Origin of the sequence: Vibrio rotiferianus CAIM 577 = LMG 21460, assembly GCF_002741985.1 — a bacterium.
Lineage (GTDB): Bacteria > Pseudomonadota > Gammaproteobacteria > Enterobacterales > Vibrionaceae > Vibrio > Vibrio rotiferianus.
Genome location: NZ_APHW01000030.1, coordinates 99199 through 118334 on the forward strand (window position 1 = coordinate 99199; position 19136 = coordinate 118334).

The window sequence follows — 19136 nt, forward strand, 5'->3', positions numbered from 1 at the left end:
AGCCAGTAAAAATGAACAGATAATTGATGGGATTAGTATTTTATGTTCAAAAACAAGCACTTTATTATCGCTCTGTTGATAGCCCCAATTCTGTCTTTGATCGCTTATTTCGGTACTGACATGGCTCTGAGTGAAAAGCCTCATGCAGCTAAAGAAGGGGAAAGCTACAAGCTGATCAGCAAGTCGAATTGCCGTTATACCAGTGGCTTGTGTGATATGGAGAACGGCGACTTTAAAGTGAAGTTTCGCTCAGAAAAGCTGACTCAAGATAGCTTAGAGTTGTCTTTGCATGCGGCTTATCCACTAGAAGGGGTGAAGCTGTCAGTGGTGGATAGCCAAGAGCAAAACGCACAGCCAATCGACATGACACAAACCGATCAAGCAGGGCAGAACTGGAGTATCACTTTGCCTAAGCCTGCATCAGCAGACAGCTGGTTACGTGTTGCGATTCAATCTGAAGGCACACTCTACTACGGTGAAACGCAAACAGCATTTGTGAAATACGAGACTTTGTTTACGGACAAATAACTTACCTGCTCCATAAGGCTTGAAGACGCATTTGAGCCGACCTTATCTCGCGAAAGAATACCGAGCTTAATTGTAGGGATTGAGCTCACCCACTTCAGCCGATACTGAGTCCGAGTATCGGCTTTTTTTGTTGTGTTATTTCCTCAAAAAAGCTGTGGTTGCTAATCGACAATTAATTGATAATAATTATCATTATCTTAACTGTCGAGGTAACTATGGACAGCAGCCAAGCCATCTACAACGCCTTTTTTAAAGCGCAAGACCGATTCCTTCATGTGTATGCGCCAAGCGGCTTCGAACCTGATGTGATTCATGATTACATCCATTGGGGCATGGTGCTGTCGTCCATCTACGATCACGATGCTGAGCACGAGAACCTGTTGCTGTGCGAACTGTATTTGCGTCAGGTTTACTTCCATCTACTTGATGCCATTCAAGACCCTGCTCGTAGCCGCATCTTCCGCCGAGTTTGCCTCGATTCCATTCACACTCCGCTACTTTGTCTCAAACGTTACTACTACCAATTTGAGGATGGCGATGTGAAATTTCTCTCATTACAACAACAATTACGTCTGATACAGACGCCACTCGATTAAACAAAAGGAACCTACCATGACCACGGAATTCCGTATCGAAGCAGACAGCATGGGCGAAGTCAAAGTCCCAGCCAACGCTTTGTATCAAGCCCAAACTCAACGCGCTGTCGATAACTTTGCTTTTAGCAAGCACACTATGCCGACTGGCTTTATCCAAGCACTCGCGCACATCAAACAAACCGCTGCGCTCACCAATGCTCAACTTGGCTTGCTAGAAGGTGATATTGCCAATGCCATCGCCGATGCTGCGCAAGCAATCATTGATGGTAAACACCTAGACCAATTCCCTATCGATGTATTCCAAACCGGCTCGGGCACCAGCTCAAACATGAATGCCAACGAAGTGATTGCAACATTGGCGTCTGAACACCTAGGTGGAACGGTCAATCCAAATGATCACGTCAACATGGGTCAAAGCAGTAACGACGTAGTGCCTACTGCGATTCAAGTCAGCTCTGCGATTGCGATTGAAAAGCAACTTCTGCCAGCACTGTCTCACTTAGGTGAAACTCTAGAAACCAAGCAACAAGCACTGAAAGATGTGGTGAAAACAGGTCGTACGCACCTCATGGATGCGATGCCAATTACCTTCGCCCAAGAGCTTGGTGGCTGGCAGTTCCAAATCGAACACGCCAAACAAGCCATCGAACAAACACTGCCAGCAGTGAAAGCGTTAGCCCAAGGCGGAACAGCGGTGGGGACAGGGATCAACGCCGATCCACGCTTCGCCGATCTCTTTGCTGATAACTTAGCGCAATCAACGCGCATCGAATTTTCTTCCAGCAAAAACTTCTTTTTCAATCTCAGTAGTCAGGATGCGATCGTTGCCCTATCTGGACAGCTCAAAACAGCAGCAGTTGCGATCATGAAGATCGCAAACGATCTTCGCTGGATGAACTCAGGTCCACTAGCAGGCTTGGGAGAAATCGAACTGCAAGGTTTGCAACCGGGCTCTTCTATCATGCCAGGCAAAGTGAACCCAGTGATTCCAGAAGCAGCGGCCATGGCGTCTGCCCAAGTGATTGGTAACGACGCGACCATTACCGTTGCCGGTCAATCGGGTAACTTCCAACTTAACGTGATGCTGCCAGTGATAGCTCACAATGTACTAGAAAGCATTGAACTGCTGTCGAACAGCACCGTAGCTTTGGCAGACAAAGCCATCGCGACGTTTGAAGTGCGCCAAGACAACCTTGATGTTGCATTGGCGAAGAACCCGATTCTGGTCACCGCACTTAACCCTGTGATTGGCTACCTAAAAGCAGCCGAAGTGGCGAAGAAAGCCTACAAACAAGGTCGCGCGATCATTGATGTCGCAGAAGAAGAAACGGACTTGGATCGTGCAACATTAGAAAGACTGCTCGAACCAGCCAAACTGACTCAAGGCGGGGTGGCAGAATAAGCCACTGGCCGATCACCCCTTTAAAGCAAAAGACCTCCAAGCGGAGGTCTTTTTCCTAGGCGACTCGGTTAAGTACCGAGCGCAGTTTCAAAGGCTTAACTGGTTTGGCAATAAAACTGAACCCGTTGGCTTTAATTCCTTCCATCATGTCATCGGTTCGGTCGGCACTGATGATCACCCCTTCAAAGCGGTCACCAAGACGCAAACGACATTGCTGCAACACTTCCAACCCCGTTCGTCCATTATCTAAACGGTAATCGGAGAAAATCACATCAGGCAGCCAGTCGTCCTCCAATGTTTTAAGACTCTCGACAATATCAGTCGCAATACGAATATCGCAGCCCCAGCGTGAGAGTAAGTTTTCCATCCCGACCAGAATATCTGGCTCGTTATCAACACATAGAACACGGATATGGCTCAAGTCAGATTGTGCACTCTTCACCGCTTTGACCGCCGGAATATGTACCTTCTCTGCTTTATCTAAGGTAATAGAGAACACACTGCCTTGACCAAACCAAGAACGCATCGAGATTTCATGCCCCAGCACTTGAGCAATACCTTTCGAGATGGCTAAGCCTAGCCCCAAACCTTGGTCAGAACGGACTTGAGTACCACGATTAAACTCTTCGAAGATCTCTTGTTGCTTCTCTTCTTCGATACCCATTCCGTTATCCCACACATCAATACGCACTCGCCCTTGTACGCGACGCACCCCAAGCGCCACTTTGCCATTCGGGCTATAACGGAACGCATTGGTAAGAAAGTTCTGCACAACACGGCGCAGCAATTTCGGGTCGGATTTCACCATCAAAGACGATGGGATCATGGTGAACTCAATACCTTGTTGTTTCGCCAGCGCACTGAATTCCGCATTCAAGTTTGCCAATACATCATTAACCGCAAAGCCATGCACATTGACGTCCAGCTTGCCCGATTCCAAACGCGAAATATCCAGCAAATCACCAATCAAATCTTCTGCTGCGCCTAATGCACTCTCAATGTGGGTCGACAGCTTTTGGGTTTCACTGTCTTTGGCAACTTCCGACAACGAAGAAGCAAACAGACGAGCGGCATTCAGCGGCTGCATCAAGTCATGGCTCACCGCCGCTAAGAAGCGCGACTTAGACTGTGACTCATGCTCAGAACGCTGCGTCGCAGCCACCAGCTGTTTATTCAATTGTTCCAACTCGCGAGTACGAGCACGAACACGTTCTTCTAGTGTCTCATTGGCATCTTTCAGAGCTTGCTCAGCGTCGCGGAACACGGTGATGTCGGTAAAACTCATTACGAAGCCACCACCGGGCATCGGGTTACCTTGTACTTCAATCACGCGGCCGTCAGGACGTACACGGGAAGAGGTATGTCGCGTGCCTTGTTCAAGGTGATAAACACGGCGACGAACGTGATCTTCGGGGTCACCCGGACCACACAACCCCTGCTCAGCATTATGACGAATGACTTCAGCAATCGGACGCCCGACCTGAATCAACCCCGGCGGGAAGACAAACAACTCAAGGTAACGCTGGTTCCACGCCACCAACCTCAATTGCTTGTCGACAACCGCGATACCTTGTCCAATATGCTCAATCGCCCCTTGCAGTAAACCACGGCTGAAATCGTATAGTTCAGAGGCTTCATCAACAATAGTCGCCACCTCCTCAAGTTGCATGTTTCTGCCCTGCAACGCAGAAGTAAGTACTAACTTAGCAGAGGAGGCACCAAACACACCGGCAAGTACGCGCTCAGTATGTCGAATCAAGGTAGAGGGGGCTTGTTGGTTAGGAAGTAGCTCTTCTCGTTGCTGGCTCCAATAGGTTTGGAAGGCAGATTTCACTCGCGTGCGTCCGACAAATCGAGAGGCTAGCATCTCTAGCTCACTAACCGTCACGCGGCTCTGATACAAGCTGATATTTTCACTCTCAGGCAAAGGTGTGCCAACGAATGATGCTGATTGTAAGCGTTCACTTATGCTTGGCCGCGTGGCTAGTGATACGGCGACAAAACATGCGGTATTCGCCACCACGCTAAGGATCATGCCCCAATCAGAAACGGCAATGCCAAAGCCTGCCAATAAATCAGGCGGTGTGATAAGCCAAATTAGTAAGTTATTGGTTGCGTCGCCCGCTAGCATGTCGGTTTGGCTCATTAAAGTAATCAACCAAATGGTGAAACCCACCAGCAAACCAACATACACGCCCTTTTTGTTGCCCTGACGCCAGTACATGCCGCCAATCAAAGATGGAGCAAACTGGGTAATCGCTGCAAACGAGAGAAACCCTATTGCGGAGAGTGAGTGAATACTATCTAAAGCCTGATAAAATCCCCATGCGCCAATCAAAAGAAGCAGAATAAGCCCACGACGTATACGTAACAACAACGTAGAAAAGTGGTGATGATTGCGTTTTGATAACTTCATCCGGCGCAGAATCAGCGGCATCACCAAATCGTTCGATACCATGATTGCTAAGGCAATGGTCGAGACGATAACCATACCACTTGCCGCCGAAGTACCACCCAAGAATGCCAGCAACGCAATGTCATTTGCACCCACCGCCATCGGCACACTTATCACGTAGGTATCAGCAGGACTGCCACTCAACAGGCTTTGTCCTACCCACGCGATCGGCAAAACAAAGATGCCCATCAGAATCAGATACAGTGGGAATAGCCAACGGGCGACATGTAGGTCTTGCGCGCGTTCATTCTCAACCACCATGGTATGAAACTGACGTGGCAAACAAACAATCGCCAACATGGTCAGAATGGTATGAATCAACAAAGTCGGAATATTTGGCGACTCATAGGTTTCAGTGGCGATATCAGCGAGATGGAAGCTCTCAGTATCCATCGCGAGCCAAACAATAAACACGCCCACCACCAAGAACGCCACCAGCTTGAGCACCGATTCAAACGCAATCGCCATCATCATGCCGCGGTGGTGTTCGGTGTTATCGATATGGCGCGTACCAAACAGCATGGTGAAGATCGCCATCGCACCAACCACAACCCAAGACACGCTATAGTTTTGATAACTGAGATCAGAAGCCAAATCTGGCGCAATGATTTCTAATCCCATAGTGATGCCACGGAGCTGTAAAGCGATATACGGCAGAATACCCGCCACGGCAATTAAGGTAACAGCCACCGCCAAACCTTGCGATTTACCATAGCGGGCAGCAATGAAGTCAGCGATTGAGGTGATGTGCTCACGCTTGGCAATCAGTATAAGCCGAGCGAGAACGCGCCAGCCGATGGTAAACACGATTATCGGCGCAATGTAGATGGGTAAGAAGGACCAAGGATTGTTGCTCGCCTGTCCGACCGTGCCGTAGAAGGTCCACGACGTACAGTACACCGCAATCGACAAACTGTAGATCCATGGTCGCCAGCGTGCTAACCATCTCTTTTGTTTGTCACCATACCAAGCGATTAAAAACAGGATTCCCAAATACGCCAAAGAAACGGGAATCACTAGCCATCCTTGCATTCGATATCCTTTCTTGCCTTTCTTGCTGTTTTTAAAGCAAGAGAATAAAAAAAACCTCTCCATAAGGGAGAGGTTTCATTTAACACTGCTTTCACAACAGAGACAAAGGTTAGTTTTTAATCTCTGTCACAGAAGCTTAATTCTGTGCTTCAGGTGCATTGGCTGATAGGTCTACCACATTACTTTCATCATTTTGAGACTCAACTTTGATGAACAACGCAACAAAACCCATCGCAGCCATCAACCAGAAGATACTCGCCCCCCCCAGTGCTCGTAACCCCAGCCACTGATCACCGTCATTAGTGCGATAAACGCACCAAGTGGAATCGCATTGTACAACGCCTGCAATGCCACCATCTTGTTCTCTGCTGAGTTTTGGATGTATTGAATTGCGGCAATGTGTGCCATCGCAAACGTCACGCCGTGAAGCATTTGCACGACCACCAATGCGAAGATAGAAGTCGTCGTGGCTGTCATGCCCCAACGCAGCATCACGCCACCGGCAGCAATCACAAACAAAGTCCGTAGAGACCAACCTGCAAACAGGCGCTTACTCAACGCAAACACGGCAACTTCAGCTGCCACACCTAAGCTCCACAAGTAACCAATCACATCTTCAGAATGACCTGCCGCTTTCCAGTGAATGGCACTAAAACCATAGTACGCCGCATGACTACCTTGTATTAACGCCACCAGCACAAGAAACTTCACCACAGGTTTATCAGTAAGTAGTGCTGATAGCTTTGGACGTTCAGCATGCTGGTCACCGCGGGTCACAGGCATTGGGTTGGTATTACGCATAACAAACAATAGCGAGATGAATACCCCAGCCATTGCCGTATAGAGAATCATATCAGAGCCAAATTCTGCCACTAAATACCCAACCACCGTTGAGCCAGCAATAAAAGCAATAGAGCCCCACAAGCGGGTACGACCGTAATCGAGCATCTTCAAACGCGCATAGTAGTTTGCCATGGCATCAGATAAAGGCACCACAGGACCACAACACAAATTGAACAAGACAGTGGCGAGTGCCATTAACCAGAAGTTGCCGCCGGTGAAAAAGTGGAAGCCAACAAAAATAAGGGCAGCAAGACTTAACCAGCGTAGCGCTGGCATGATGTGTTCAACCTTATGCAAACGTGGCGTAATGACCATATTCGCCACACAACGTGTAGCTAAACCCAGCCCGACTAACAGGCCGATGTCTGTCGGAGAAACGCCCTGCTCTTTAAACCACAATGACCAAAATGGCAGATACACGCCATACGCAAAAAAGAATCCGAGAAAGTACTGGGAAATCCAGCCATACGGAGAGGGTTTCAACATCACAGATATCCTAAAAACGACAAAACTAAAGACTTCCACCACGTAAACGTTTGGGACGCGGAATTATGGATCGCAATGCGTAATAGAAAAAGGGAAGAATCGGCAACTTACCGTTTCCTCTATGGCACAGGCTCTCGAAATGCAAAATTAGATTGTGACGATTTAGACCAAAGTCGTCTGGCTTCGGCAGGGAAATTTGTCAGACTTAGAATGTGTTCCCACCAAATTTAGGTGCTCTCATGCCTGACAAATTTAATATGCAATCTCCACCGTTCGACCGCCTGAACGACGCACAGCAAAATCGACTGCGCTCATCTCTAGATGTGGCGTATTACCGAACGCGAGATGTCATCTTAGCTTGTGGGCAAGACAATCCTCATCTGCACGTACTGATTAAAGGCGCAGTGGAAGAGCGCTCAAAAGATCAAGACGAAGTGTTTGCTCACTACGCTAACGACGATATGTTTGATGTACGTTCGTTGTTCGAAGGAAGCGTCCGCCATCAGTATGTGGCACTGGAGGATACCCTGTCGTACTTGCTGCCCAAAGACGTGTTTCTTGAGCTGTATAACGAGAACGGACAGTTCGCCGCCTACTTCGATAACAACTTATCGAAACGCCAAGCCCTCATTGAAGCGGCTCAACAGCAGCAAAACCTTGCCGAATTCATTCTGACTAAAGTCGATAGCAGCATCTATCATCCACCAATGCTATTGGCACCTGATATGCCAATTAATCAGGTCACCAAAACACTCAAGGACAATGGCATCGATGCTGCTTTGGTTCAGCTTAGCCAAGAGGACCCGCGCTTAGAGCAATATCCATCGGCGCATCCCTACGCGATAGTGACTCGAACCAATATGCTTCATGCCGTGATGCTTGACGGCCACCCACTCGATACGCCAGTGAGTGAGATTGCTACCTTCCCTGTTTATCACGTAGATGATGGTGACTTCTTGTTTAACGCCATGATCACCATGACACGAAATCGCATGAAACGTCTCATGGTGTGCGAAGGCAATCAAGCGGTCGGTATGTTGGATATGACGCAGATCCTCAGTGCGTTTTCCACTCACTCACACGTACTGACACTCAGTATTGCACGAGCCAGTAGCGTGGAAGAGTTAGCCCTTGCTTCCAATCGACAGCGTCAGTTGGTGGATAGCTTGCTGACCAATGGCATCCGCACTCGCTTCATCATGGAGCTGATATCCGCCGTAAACGAACAAATCATCGAAAGAGCGTTTGAGCTTGTGGTGCCACCAGCACTGCACGATCACTGCTGTTTGATTGTGCTTGGCTCGGAAGGTCGTGGAGAACAAATCCTCAAAACCGATCAAGACAATGCGCTGATCATCCAAGATGGGTTGGAATGGGAACATTGCTCCGAAGTGATGCAAACCCTCACCCACACCTTGCAGCAACTGGGCTACCCACTCTGCCCTGGCAAAGTCATGGTTAACAATCCGAAGTGGGTCCGAACGCAGCAAGAATGGATTAAAACGCTCGATGGTTGGATTGCTAAAGCGCAGCCAGAACAAATCATGGATTTAGCCATCTTCAGTGACGCTCATGCGGTCGCGGGCAATCGAGAGTTGCTCACGCCAATCGCCGAGCACCTTAGAGACAGCATGAAAGATCGTATGTTGATTCTGTCCGATTTCACTCGCCCTGCACTGCAATTTTCCGTGCCTCTTACTCTGTTTGGCAACGTAAAAAGTGCTAAAGACGGGCTGGATATTAAGCGTGGTGGCATTTTCCCAATCGTGCATGGTATTCGCACCTTGGCATTGGAATACGCGATTGAAGAGAAGAACACCTTCGAGCGTATCGAAGCACTGAGAAACAAACGTATCTTAGAACCAGAAACCGCCGATAACCTCAATGAGGCGCTGAAGCTGTTTTTCAAGATCCGTTTGAACCAGCAATTGAGTAAGCAAGAAGCATTGAACAACATCGACATCAAACAGTTAGACAGGACAGAACGAGACCTGCTACGCCACAGCTTACACGTGGTGAAGAAGTTTAAGCAGTTCTTAGGCTTCCATTATCAAATCCGTGATTAGAGTCTTTTAGGCAAATAAGACGAGAGGTAACAGGGATGAATTGGCTACAAAGGAAATACTGGCATTACAAGCTGAAAGGCTCACCTTATCAGCCACTGTTTTGTTCGCCACAAAAAGGCGAGTTTGTCTCTCTCGATTGCGAAACCACCAGCTTGGATCCAAATAGAGCCGAGCTGGTGACCATCGCTGCGACCAAAATCATCGATAATCGCATCATTACCAGCAAACCGTTCGAAGTTCGACTTCGCGCCCCGCAATCACTCGATTCAGGTTCAGTGAAAATTCACCATATCCGCCACCAAGATTTGGTGGATGGCATCAGCGAAAAAGAAGCACTCATCAAGCTGCTCGACTTTATCGGCAATCGTCCTTTAGTCGGCTACCACATTCGCTATGACAAAAAGATCCTCGACCTCGCCTGTCTGAGGCATTTAGGTTTTCCACTGCCCAACCCATTAATCGAGGTTAGCCAGATTTATCACGATAAGCTCGAACGTCATTTGCCTAACGCCTACTTCGACTTAAGTCTTGATGCAATTTGTAAGCACCTTGAACTGCCGATTCAAGACAAACACGATGCCCTGCAAGACGCAAAATCCGCCGCTTTAGTGTATGTACGCCTGACCAAAGGCGATTTACCTAACCTGAGCGTACCGTATACCCAATAGGTTTAAGACTCGGCTTTCGATCCACCTCCCACAATCGCTTTTATTTCAGCAATATCGCGGCGCATTCCTCACTCTCATCCTAAAGTCTAATTGTGGAAATACGCGCTGTGACTGACAGTTATATGCACAGCAACGTTCTTGATGACACATAAACCAAGAGCGAACACAGCCCTACAAAAGACGAAGGTCGAGAATTAAAGGCACAAGGAGAGAAGCCATGAGCGAAGCCCACGTTTATCCGGTAAAAGAAAACATTAAAAACCATACGCATGCGGATAATGACACTTACCTAGCCATGTATCAGCAGTCGGTAACCGACCCAGAGGGCTTCTGGAGCGAGCACGGTAAAGTTGTCGATTGGATTAAGCCATTCACTCAAGTTAAAAACACCTCTTTCGATACCGGTCACGTCGACATTCGTTGGTTCGAAGACGGCACACTAAACGTATCTGCAAACTGTATTGACCGTCACCTTGCCGAGCGTGGCGATGAAGTCGCGATCATCTGGGAAGGCGATGACCCTGCGGACGACAAAACCCTCACATTTAATGAACTGCACAAAGAAGTGTGTAAGTTCTCTAACGCGCTAAAAGAGCAAGGCGTGCACAAAGGCGACGTAGTTTGTCTTTACATGCCAATGGTGCCAGAAGCGGCTATCGCAATGCTGGCATGTACGCGTATTGGTGCGGTTCATACCGTGGTATTTGGTGGCTTCTCGCCAGAGGCACTGTCCGGTCGTATCATCGACTCAGATGCGAAAATCGTTATCACCGCTGACGAAGGCGTTCGTGGTGGTCGCGCAGTACCACTGAAGAAAAACGTTGATGAAGCACTGACGAACCCAGAAGTAAAAACCATCGACAAAGTTGTCGTTCTAAAACGCACGGGCGGCGACATTGATTGGCACGAACACCGTGACGTTTGGTGGCACGAAGCAACGGCTGTTGTTTCTGATGTATGCCCACCTGAAGAAATGAAAGCGGAAGACCCTCTATTCATTCTTTACACTTCAGGCTCAACAGGTAAGCCAAAAGGCGTGCTGCACACCACAGGTGGTTACCTAGTGTACGCAACCATGACTTTCAAATACGTGTTCGATTACCAAGAAGGTGAAACGTTCTGGTGTACGGCGGATGTGGGTTGGATTACGGGCCACACTTACCTCATTTACGGTCCACTAGCGAACGGTGCGAAAACCATTCTGTTCGAAGGTGTACCAAACTACCCAAGCACAGCTCGCATGAGTGAAGTGGTTGATAAGCATCAAGTAAACATTCTCTACACTGCGCCAACAGCGATTCGCGCCCTAATGGCGAAAGGCAACGAAGCAGTAGCAGGGACATCTCGCTCAAGCTTGCGTGTAATGGGCTCAGTGGGTGAACCTATCAACCCTGAAGCATGGGAGTGGTACTACAAGACCATTGGGAATGAAAACTCACCTATCGTTGATACTTGGTGGCAAACAGAGACAGGCGGTATCTTGATTGCGCCACTACCAGGTGCAACCGATCTTAAGCCAGGCTCAGCAACTCGCCCATTCTTCGGCGTACAACCAGCGCTAGTGGACAACATGGGTAACATCATTGAAGAGACCGCAGCAGAAGGTAACTTAGTGATCCTTGATTCATGGCCAGGTCAGATGCGTACTGTTTACGGCGACCATGAGCGCTTTGAGCAAACCTACTTCTCTACCTTCAAAGGCATGTACTTCACCAGTGATGGCGCACGTCGTGACGAAGACGGCTATTACTGGATTACAGGTCGTGTAGATGACGTACTGAACGTTTCAGGTCACCGCATGGGTACCGCAGAAATTGAATCAGCACTGGTTGCACACGATAAAATTGCGGAAGCGGCGATTGTCGGTATTCCTCATGACATCAAAGGTCAGGCAATTTACGCATACGTCACGCTTAATGACGGTGAATTCCCATCAGCCGAACTGCACAAAGAGGTGAAAGACTGGGTACGTAAAGAGATTGGTCCAATCGCAACGCCAGACGTACTGCACTGGACAGACTCTCTACCAAAAACTCGCTCCGGTAAGATCATGCGCCGCATCCTACGTAAGATTGCAACGGGTGATACCAGCAACCTAGGTGATACTTCGACACTGGCAGATCCAAGTGTTGTAGACAAGCTAATTGCAGAGAAAGCAGAACTGGCATAACACCCCACCTCTGTTTTAAACGCTAGCCCTAAAAGCCACCATTGCATATGGTGGCTTTTTTGTGCGTGGACGCAAAATAAACCACAATAACCACATGGCAATTATGTTGTTTTTGTTAACTTGGTTACAGAAACGACAGGGGACATTGGGAGATTAGACCAGTAAATTGCTGCTAATTGCTGTGAATTAGCTATAATCTTGGTCGATTTTTTAAAATTTGCTCGGTTTTAACAAAAAAATCGTGCTGAATTATCGTATATTTGGGAATATAAACGTTCCACTCACGATAAAGGAAGATAGCAACATAATGTCTGCAAAGTCACGGATTCTAGTTCTAAACGGACCAAATCTTAATCTATTAGGTCTGCGTGAACCGACACATTACGGTAACAACACCCTAGCACAGATTGTTGACGCATTGACTGAACAAGCTCACAACTCTGGGGTGGAACTTGAACACCTGCAATCGAATCGTGAGTACGAACTGATTGAAGCTATCCACGCTGCATATGACAAAGTGGACTTCATTATCATCAACCCAGCGGCTTTCACTCATACCAGTGTCGCGCTGCGTGATGCATTACTTGGCGTAGCCATCCCATTTATCGAAGTGCACCTATCGAACGTTCACGCTCGCGAGCCGTTCCGTCATCACTCTTATCTGTCTGATAAAGCAGAAGGGGTGATTTGTGGCTTAGGTGCACAAGGTTATGAATTCGCTCTGTCTGCAGCAATCGCGAAATTGCAGGCAAAGTAAACCAAACACTCTGCAGCCCTTTGGGTTGTCTTAATCACAAGATAAAAGAGAAAGAAAAGATGGATATTCGTAAAATCAAGAAGCTAATCGAGTTAGTTGAAGAATCTGGCATTGCTGAGCTAGAAATCTCTGAAGGTGAAGAGTCAGTACGCATCAGCCGTAGTGGCCCTGCAGCGGCTCCAGCACCAATTCATTACGCAGCAGCTCCAGTAGCAGCACCTGCGCCAGTGGCAGCGGCTCCAGCAGCAGACGCACCAGCAATGGCCGCAGAAGCACCAGCAGCAGTTCCTGCAGGTCACCAAGTTCTTTCTCCAATGGTTGGTACTTTCTACCGTTCTCCAAGTCCAGACGCGAAATCATTCGTTGAAGTTGGTCAGAGCGTAAATGCTGGCGAAACTCTATGTATCGTTGAAGCAATGAAAATGATGAACCAAATCGAAGCGGACAAATCAGGTGTTGTAACTGCAATCCTAGTTGAAGACGGCCAACCAGTTGAATTCGACCAACCACTAGTTGTAATCGAATAAGCGGGGCTTGCCTTATGCTAGATAAAGTAGTCATCGCGAACCGAGGTGAAATCGCACTTCGTATCCTTCGCGCTTGTAAAGAATTAGGTATTAAGACTGTGGCAGTTCACTCAACAGCTGACCGCGATCTTAAGCACGTACTACTTGCAGACGAAACAGTATGTATCGGTCCGGCTCGTGGTATCGACAGCTACCTGAACATCCCTCGCATCATTTCTGCAGCAGAAGTAACGGGTGCGATTGCGATTCACCCAGGTTACGGCTTCCTATCTGAGAACGCAGACTTTGCTGAACAAGTAGAGCGTAGCGGTTTCATCTTCGTTGGTCCTAAAGCAGACACCATCCGCATGATGGGTGACAAAGTGTCAGCAATCAACGCTATGAAAAAAGCAGGCGTTCCTTGTGTACCAGGCTCTGACGGTCCACTAGATAACGACGAAGACAAAAACAAAGCTCACGCTAAACGTATCGGCTACCCAGTAATCATCAAAGCCTCTGGTGGCGGCGGTGGTCGTGGTATGCGTGTTGTACGTTCTGAAACAGAACTTGTTCAAGCTATCGCTATGACGCGTGCAGAAGCAAAAGCGGCGTTCAACAACGACATGGTTTACATGGAGAAATTCCTAGAAAACCCTCGTCACGTTGAAGTACAAGTGATTGCTGATGGTCAAGGCGGTGCTATCCACCTAGGTGAACGTGACTGTTCTATGCAGCGTCGTCACCAGAAGGTTGTTGAAGAAGCACCGGCACCAGGTATCACAGAAGAAATGCGCAAGTACATCGGTGAGCGTTGTACTCGTGCATGTGTAGAAATCGGTTACCGCGGCGCAGGTACATTCGAATTCCTATACGAGAACGGTGAGTTCTACTTCATCGAAATGAACACTCGTATTCAGGTTGAGCACCCAGTAACAGAAATGGTTACCGGTGTAGACCTAATCAAAGAGCAGCTACGCGTTGCAGCAGGTCAGCCACTGTCATTCACTCAGGATGACATCAAGATCCGCGGCCATGCGATTGAGTGTCGTATCAACGCAGAAGACCCAGAGCGTTTCCTACCTTCACCAGGTAAAATTGAACGCTTCCACGCGCCAGGCGGTATGGGTGTTCGTTGGGAATCTCACATTTACACAGGCTACACAGTACCACCTCATTACGATTCAATGATTGGTAAACTGATCACTTACGGTGAGAACCGTGATGTAGCTATTGCACGTATGAAGAACGCTCTAGGCGAGATGATCATTGAAGGCATCAAGACTAACGTTACTCTACAAGAGTCAATCATGAATGATGAGAACTTCCAGCACGGTGGTGCAAACATTCACTACCTAGAGAAGAAGCTAGGCCTACAATAAGCCTTCGCTAGCCTCATAATAAATGCCCACATCTGTGGGCATTTTTGTTTTGTATAAAGTCTATACTCAAACAAATCGTAGAGTTCTGGTAAACTCTGCGCCACTTCATTCACTTTAAGAGCCAAAACAAATGCCTTGGATTCAAATCAAACTCAATGCGACCAATGAAAACGCTGAGCAAATCGGCGACATGCTAATGGAAGAGACTGGTGCGCTGTCTGTAACATTCCTAGACGCGCAGGATACGCCTGTATTCGAACCTCTACCTGGCGAGACTCGCTTATGGGGCGATACTGACATTCTGGCACTGTACGATGCAGAAGCTGATACAAACTTCATCATCACTCAAATCAAAGCAAGCAACATGCTAGCGGACGATTTTGCTTACAAAGTAGAACAGCTAGAAGACAAAGACTGGGAACGCGAGTGGATGGATAACTTCCACCCAATGAAGTTCGGCAAACGTCTATGGATTTGCCCAAGCTGGCGTGAAATTCCAGAGCCAGACGCAGTAAACGTAATGCTCGATCCAGGTCTTGCATTCGGTACAGGTACTCACCCAACGACTGCATTATGTCTTGAGTGGCTAGAAGGTCTCGATCTATCAGGTAAGACGGTTATCGACTTTGGCTGTGGCTCAGGCATCCTAGCGATCGCTGCGATCAAACTAGGTGCAGAAAAAGTTATCGGGATCGACATTGATCCTCAAGCACTACAAGCATCTCACGACAACGCTGAACGAAATGGCGTTGCCGATCAACTTGAAGTGTTCCTACCGCAAAACCAACCTGAAGGTCTAATTGCAGACGTCGTGGTTGCGAACATTCTTGCAGGTCCTCTACGTGAACTAGCGCCAATCATTAAAGGTCTAGTGAAGCCAAATGGCGACCTTGCGATGTCGGGTGTATTAGACACTCAAGCAGAAGATGTAGCGAACCATTATCGTGACGAGCTTCACATTGACCCAATCGCAGAGCAAAGTGAGTGGTGTCGTATCTCTGGTCGTAAGCAAGGCTAGACAAGGTTTTCAGGGCTAATTGTCTGAATTTCATACAAATTAACAAAACAATTTGTAAATGCTCAAATATTAGTCTTTTCACGCAGTGAAAAAATGCGTAAAATGCGCGCCCTTGCTGGTACAGAACTGTGATGACGTTTTGAAAATCGGAAACTATCAACTTAAGAACAATCTAATCGTAGCCCCTATGGCTGGTGTAACGGATAGACCGTTTCGCGAGTTGTGTCTTCGCTATGGTGCGGGAATGGCCGTCAGTGAAATGATGTCTGCAAACCCGAAACTATGGGGAACGTCAAAGTCGAAACAGCGCATGGTACATGAAGGCGAATCGGGCATTCGCTCAGTACAGATTGCCGGTTCCGATCCACAGCTTATGGCCGATGCGGCTCAATTCAGTGTTGAAAATGGTGCACAAATCATCGACATCAACATGGGCTGCCCAGCAAAAAAAGTGAATAAGAAGCTGGCGGGTTCAGCACTGCTACAGTACCCAGACATCATCAAAGAGATTTTGACTGCGGTAGTGAACGCGGTAAACGTTCCTGTAACGTTAAAAACCCGCACTGGCTGGGATACAGAAAACAAAAACTGTGTCCAAATCGCTAAATTAGCCGAAGACTGCGGCATCCAAGCCCTCGCTCTGCATGGCAGAACGAAAGCCTGTATGTACAAAGGTGAGGCCGAATACGACAGCATTAAAGCAGTTAAACAAGCTATATCCATTCCGGTTATCGCAAACGGTGATATCGATAGCCCGGAGAAAGCGAAGTTTGTACTGGAGTACACCGGTGCTGACGCTTTAATGATTGGACGCCCTGCCCAAGGTCGTCCTTGGATTTTCCAGGAAATCCATCACTATTTGGAAAACGGCACCACGATGGATGAGCTTCCAAGTGAGGAAGTGAAAACCATTATGCTTGGTCATGTGAACGCTCTGCATGATTTCTATGGAGAGTTCTTAGGCCCACGTATCGCGCGTAAGCACGTTGGTTGGTACCTAAAAGAGCATGAACAAGCGAGTGAGTTTCGCCGTACCTTTAACGCTATCGATGCAGCTGAGCTGCAACTTGAAGCGTTAGAAGGTTATTTTGATAACGTTGCATCATAATTAAGAGAAGAGCTAGACCGAATATGTTCGAACAAAATCTGACTTCAGAAGCATTAACAGTAACTACAGTAACGTCACAAGACCAGATTACTCAAAAGCCTTTACGTGACTCTGTTAAAGCGTCTCTTAAAAACTACCTAGCTCAACTAAACGGCCAGGAAGTAACAGAACTATACGAATTAGTTCTAGCTGAAGTTGAACAGCCACTACTAGATACCATCATGCAGTACACTCGCGGTAACCAAACTCGCGCAGCAACTATGATGGGTATCAACCGCGGTACTCTTCGCAAGAAACTTAAAAAATACGGCATGAACTAATACTAGTCCATACAGTAATTTTGTAAAAAAGGCTTAGTCAGCAATGGCTAAGCCTTTTTTATTACCTATCCGACCAGCTCTTAGTCACGTTATGAACCAGTCTTAACCAATGCTGATACATTGAAGTGTGATCAGTATTGATTGTGAACTCAATTTAAACAGATATAATCAAGAGCTTACGTTGGATAAAGGAATTAACTTCATGATTTATAAAGAAAGGGAAGAGTGGCTTTATGCTATTCTAAATACTCTCCCTGATCATGTCTTTATCCTCAATGAACAAGGTCGCTATATCGAGAGTTTTGGCGGCACGTATCATTCCAAAAACTTCAATGCCTCAAGCTATACCAACCTCACACTAAGTGAAGTCTTGTCTGCTAGCAAAGCTGCAGAGCTCGTTGGCTATATTGATGAAGTCGTCCGTACTAACCAACTAAAAGTCGTCAAATACAGCATCTCCTTACAAGACCACCTACTAATGCCGATAGAAGAGCTAGAGGCATTAGAGAACCCAGAAGAAACCTGGTTTGAAGCGATCATCAAACCTGTTGAAAGCATTCATAGTGACGAAAATTGGGTAATGTGGTCCGTTCGTGATGTAACGAAAACACACCTGCTTGAAAAGCGCCTTAAAACGCTCTCAGAGACCGATGAGCTAACTGGTGTAATGAATCGTCGAGCATTCTTAACCAACCTAGACAAGGCTCTGAGCTCGCATGCAGGGCTATCTCAGACCTTTTCATGCATAATGATCGATATTGACCATTTTAAAGAGATTAATGATCAAGTAGGTCACTTCTCCGGAGATCACGTGATCCATCACGTAGCAAAGATCTGCCAACGATCTATTCGTGGCACTGATTTTATCGGTCGCCTAGGGGGAGAAGAGTTTGCCGTTATCTTAGCCAATACCAGTGCTATACAAGCCTATGATGTCGCAGAGAGAATGAGAGACGCGATTCAAAATGCGCCATGTAAAGTCGATGGCATTGAGATCAGTACTACAGTGAGTATTGGTGTTGCAGAATATGATGAGCAAGTATCTAGCGCTAAAGAGCTTATGATTAACGCAGATAAAGCCATGTATTACTCAAAGCACTCTGGACGCAATCAAGTGACTCTTCATCACGGCAGCATCCCTGATGTAAAGTTACAGCACTCTACTAACTTAAGAATTCAAAAAGTTTCTTAGCTCTCCCTGCCTTACTTCAAACTAATCAACACCATTTCTAGCTTCTCTCAATGCATACCTAGGTCGCTGTCTAACGCGTTTTATACGGTTAAACAATAAAGGCTTTGAGGTAAACCTCAGAACGCCGAATAATGGCAAACTGTAGGTTACGCGAAGAGGTAGTGCGTTAGCACTGCATCGTAGCTAATTTCTTAGCTAGAAAGAAAGAATGGTGAACGGGAATTAGGTGCGACTTTAGCAAGCTATTCGTTGCTGGAGAAATTTACTTTGTGCCAAATGCAAAAAAGCCCACTCTTTCGAGTGGGCTTCTTCAAATTTAAAGCCTGGCGATGTCCTACTCTCACATGGGGAAGCCCCACACTACCATCGGCGCTAATTCGTTTCACTTCTGAGTTCGGAATGGAAATCAGGTGGGTCCAAATCGCTATGGTCGCCAAGCAAATTCTTTAATTCGGAAAGCTGTTTTCAGTTCTTAACACATTCAATGTTCTTACATTGAGTCCATCAAAACCCCTTGGGTGTTGTATGGTTAAGCCTCACGGGCAATTAGTACAGGTTAGCTCAACGCCTCACAACGCTTACACACCCTGCCTATCAACGTTCTAGTCTC

Annotated in this window: 14 protein-coding genes, 2 rRNA genes and 1 pseudogene; 13 read left to right on the forward strand and 4 right to left on the reverse strand. The window is 47.3% G+C overall.

Features of this window, described 5'->3' with window-relative positions:
• The first annotated feature begins 42 nt into the window (after positions 1–42).
• From B853_RS14180 to B853_RS14190, 3 genes are all read left to right on the forward strand, one after another.
• The gene (locus B853_RS14180) at positions 43–528 is read left to right on the forward strand and encodes a hypothetical protein (protein WP_010444139.1); all 486 of its coding nucleotides are present in this window, start codon (positions 43–45) and stop codon (positions 526–528) included.
• Positions 529–743: 215 nt separating this feature from the next.
• On the forward strand, positions 744–1124 hold the full coding sequence (locus B853_RS14185) for a hypothetical protein (protein ID WP_017190957.1): 381 nt from the start codon (positions 744–746) through the stop codon (positions 1122–1124).
• A 16-nt stretch (positions 1125–1140) separates the two neighbouring features.
• On the forward strand, positions 1141–2526 hold the full coding sequence (locus tag B853_RS14190; RefSeq protein WP_038884123.1) for a class II fumarate hydratase: 1386 nt from the start codon (positions 1141–1143) through the stop codon (positions 2524–2526).
• A gap of 55 nt (positions 2527–2581) precedes the next feature.
• Here the strand turns inward: B853_RS14190 and B853_RS14195 are convergent, their stop codons facing one another.
• Positions 2582–6013, reverse strand: a complete 3432-nt coding sequence (locus B853_RS14195; RefSeq protein WP_038884125.1) for a hybrid sensor histidine kinase/response regulator — start codon at positions 6011–6013, stop codon at positions 2582–2584.
• Between the two features lie 136 nt (positions 6014–6149).
• A pseudogene (locus B853_RS14200) lies at positions 6150–7342 on the reverse strand (3-phenylpropionate MFS transporter).
• Between the two features lie 239 nt (positions 7343–7581).
• On the opposite strand from B853_RS14200, the gene B853_RS14205 reads away from it, so the two are divergent.
• The 10 genes from B853_RS14205 to B853_RS14255 all read left to right on the forward strand — a co-directional run bounded on the left by B853_RS14205 (position 7582) and on the right by B853_RS14255 (position 18526).
• Positions 7582–9408 carry a DUF294 nucleotidyltransferase-like domain-containing protein gene (locus B853_RS14205; protein ID WP_038884128.1) on the forward strand — a complete coding sequence of 609 codons (1827 nt, stop codon included), beginning with the start codon at positions 7582–7584 and terminating at the stop codon, positions 9406–9408.
• Positions 9409–9443: 35 nt separating this feature from the next.
• Positions 9444–10076, forward strand: a complete 633-nt coding sequence (locus B853_RS14210) for a 3'-5' exonuclease (protein ID WP_005440406.1) — start codon at positions 9444–9446, stop codon at positions 10074–10076.
• A gap of 217 nt (positions 10077–10293) precedes the next feature.
• Positions 10294–12246: an acetate--CoA ligase gene (gene acs, locus B853_RS14215; RefSeq protein WP_038884130.1), complete on the forward strand. Its 1953-nt coding sequence runs from the start codon at positions 10294–10296 to the stop codon at positions 12244–12246.
• 307 nt (positions 12247–12553) lie between these two features.
• Positions 12554–13003, forward strand: coding sequence for a type II 3-dehydroquinate dehydratase (gene aroQ / locus B853_RS14220; RefSeq protein WP_005448261.1), 450 nt, complete (start codon positions 12554–12556; stop codon positions 13001–13003).
• A 59-nt stretch (positions 13004–13062) separates the two neighbouring features.
• Positions 13063–13530, forward strand: a complete 468-nt coding sequence (gene accB, locus B853_RS14225; protein ID WP_038884132.1) for an acetyl-CoA carboxylase biotin carboxyl carrier protein — start codon at positions 13063–13065, stop codon at positions 13528–13530.
• 14 nt (positions 13531–13544) lie between these two features.
• On the forward strand, positions 13545–14888 hold the full coding sequence (gene accC, locus B853_RS14230; RefSeq protein ID WP_038884134.1) for an acetyl-CoA carboxylase biotin carboxylase subunit: 1344 nt from the start codon (positions 13545–13547) through the stop codon (positions 14886–14888).
• A gap of 130 nt (positions 14889–15018) precedes the next feature.
• Positions 15019–15906: a 50S ribosomal protein L11 methyltransferase gene (prmA, locus tag B853_RS14240; RefSeq protein WP_038884135.1), complete on the forward strand. Its 888-nt coding sequence runs from the start codon at positions 15019–15021 to the stop codon at positions 15904–15906.
• A gap of 139 nt (positions 15907–16045) precedes the next feature.
• Positions 16046–17014 (forward strand): tRNA dihydrouridine synthase DusB, encoded by a 969-nt coding sequence (gene dusB / locus B853_RS14245; protein ID WP_038884139.1) that lies wholly within the window; start codon positions 16046–16048, stop codon positions 17012–17014.
• Positions 17015–17037: 23 nt separating this feature from the next.
• Entirely contained in the window at positions 17038–17334 is a 297-nt protein-coding gene (gene fis / locus B853_RS14250) for a DNA-binding transcriptional regulator Fis (protein WP_000462885.1), read from the forward strand.
• A gap of 202 nt (positions 17335–17536) precedes the next feature.
• The gene (locus B853_RS14255) at positions 17537–18526 is read left to right on the forward strand and encodes a sensor domain-containing diguanylate cyclase (RefSeq protein ID WP_038884136.1); all 990 of its coding nucleotides are present in this window, start codon (positions 17537–17539) and stop codon (positions 18524–18526) included.
• A gap of 321 nt (positions 18527–18847) precedes the next feature.
• Here B853_RS14255 and rrf read toward each other — a convergent pair.
• Positions 18848–18964: ribosomal RNA gene (gene rrf, locus B853_RS14260) — 5S ribosomal RNA — on the reverse strand.
• A gap of 87 nt (positions 18965–19051) precedes the next feature.
• Positions 19052–19136, reverse strand: a 23S ribosomal RNA gene (locus tag B853_RS14265); the annotation flags it as partial.

Excerpts from the sequence above, each read along its gene's own strand:
- B853_RS14180 (WP_010444139.1), top strand. The coding sequence starts at position 43 with ATGTTCAAAAACAAGCACTTTATTATCGCTCTGTTGATAGCCCCAATT.
- B853_RS14185 (WP_017190957.1), top strand. The coding sequence starts at position 744 with ATGGACAGCAGCCAAGCCATCTACAACGCCTTTTTTAAAGCGCAAGAC.
- B853_RS14190 (WP_038884123.1), top strand. The coding sequence starts at position 1,141 with ATGACCACGGAATTCCGTATCGAAGCAGACAGCATGGGCGAAGTCAAA.
- B853_RS14195 (WP_038884125.1), bottom strand. The coding sequence starts at position 6,013 with ATGCAAGGATGGCTAGTGATTCCCGTTTCTTTGGCGTATTTGGGAATC.
- B853_RS14205 (WP_038884128.1), top strand. The coding sequence starts at position 7,582 with ATGCCTGACAAATTTAATATGCAATCTCCACCGTTCGACCGCCTGAAC.
- B853_RS14210 (WP_005440406.1), top strand. The coding sequence starts at position 9,444 with ATGAATTGGCTACAAAGGAAATACTGGCATTACAAGCTGAAAGGCTCA.
- acs (WP_038884130.1), top strand. The coding sequence starts at position 10,294 with ATGAGCGAAGCCCACGTTTATCCGGTAAAAGAAAACATTAAAAACCAT.
- aroQ (WP_005448261.1), top strand. The coding sequence starts at position 12,554 with ATGTCTGCAAAGTCACGGATTCTAGTTCTAAACGGACCAAATCTTAAT.
- accB (WP_038884132.1), top strand. The coding sequence starts at position 13,063 with ATGGATATTCGTAAAATCAAGAAGCTAATCGAGTTAGTTGAAGAATCT.
- accC (WP_038884134.1), top strand. The coding sequence starts at position 13,545 with ATGCTAGATAAAGTAGTCATCGCGAACCGAGGTGAAATCGCACTTCGT.
- prmA (WP_038884135.1), top strand. The coding sequence starts at position 15,019 with ATGCCTTGGATTCAAATCAAACTCAATGCGACCAATGAAAACGCTGAG.
- fis (WP_000462885.1), top strand. The coding sequence starts at position 17,038 with ATGTTCGAACAAAATCTGACTTCAGAAGCATTAACAGTAACTACAGTA.
- B853_RS14255 (WP_038884136.1), top strand. The coding sequence starts at position 17,537 with ATGATTTATAAAGAAAGGGAAGAGTGGCTTTATGCTATTCTAAATACT.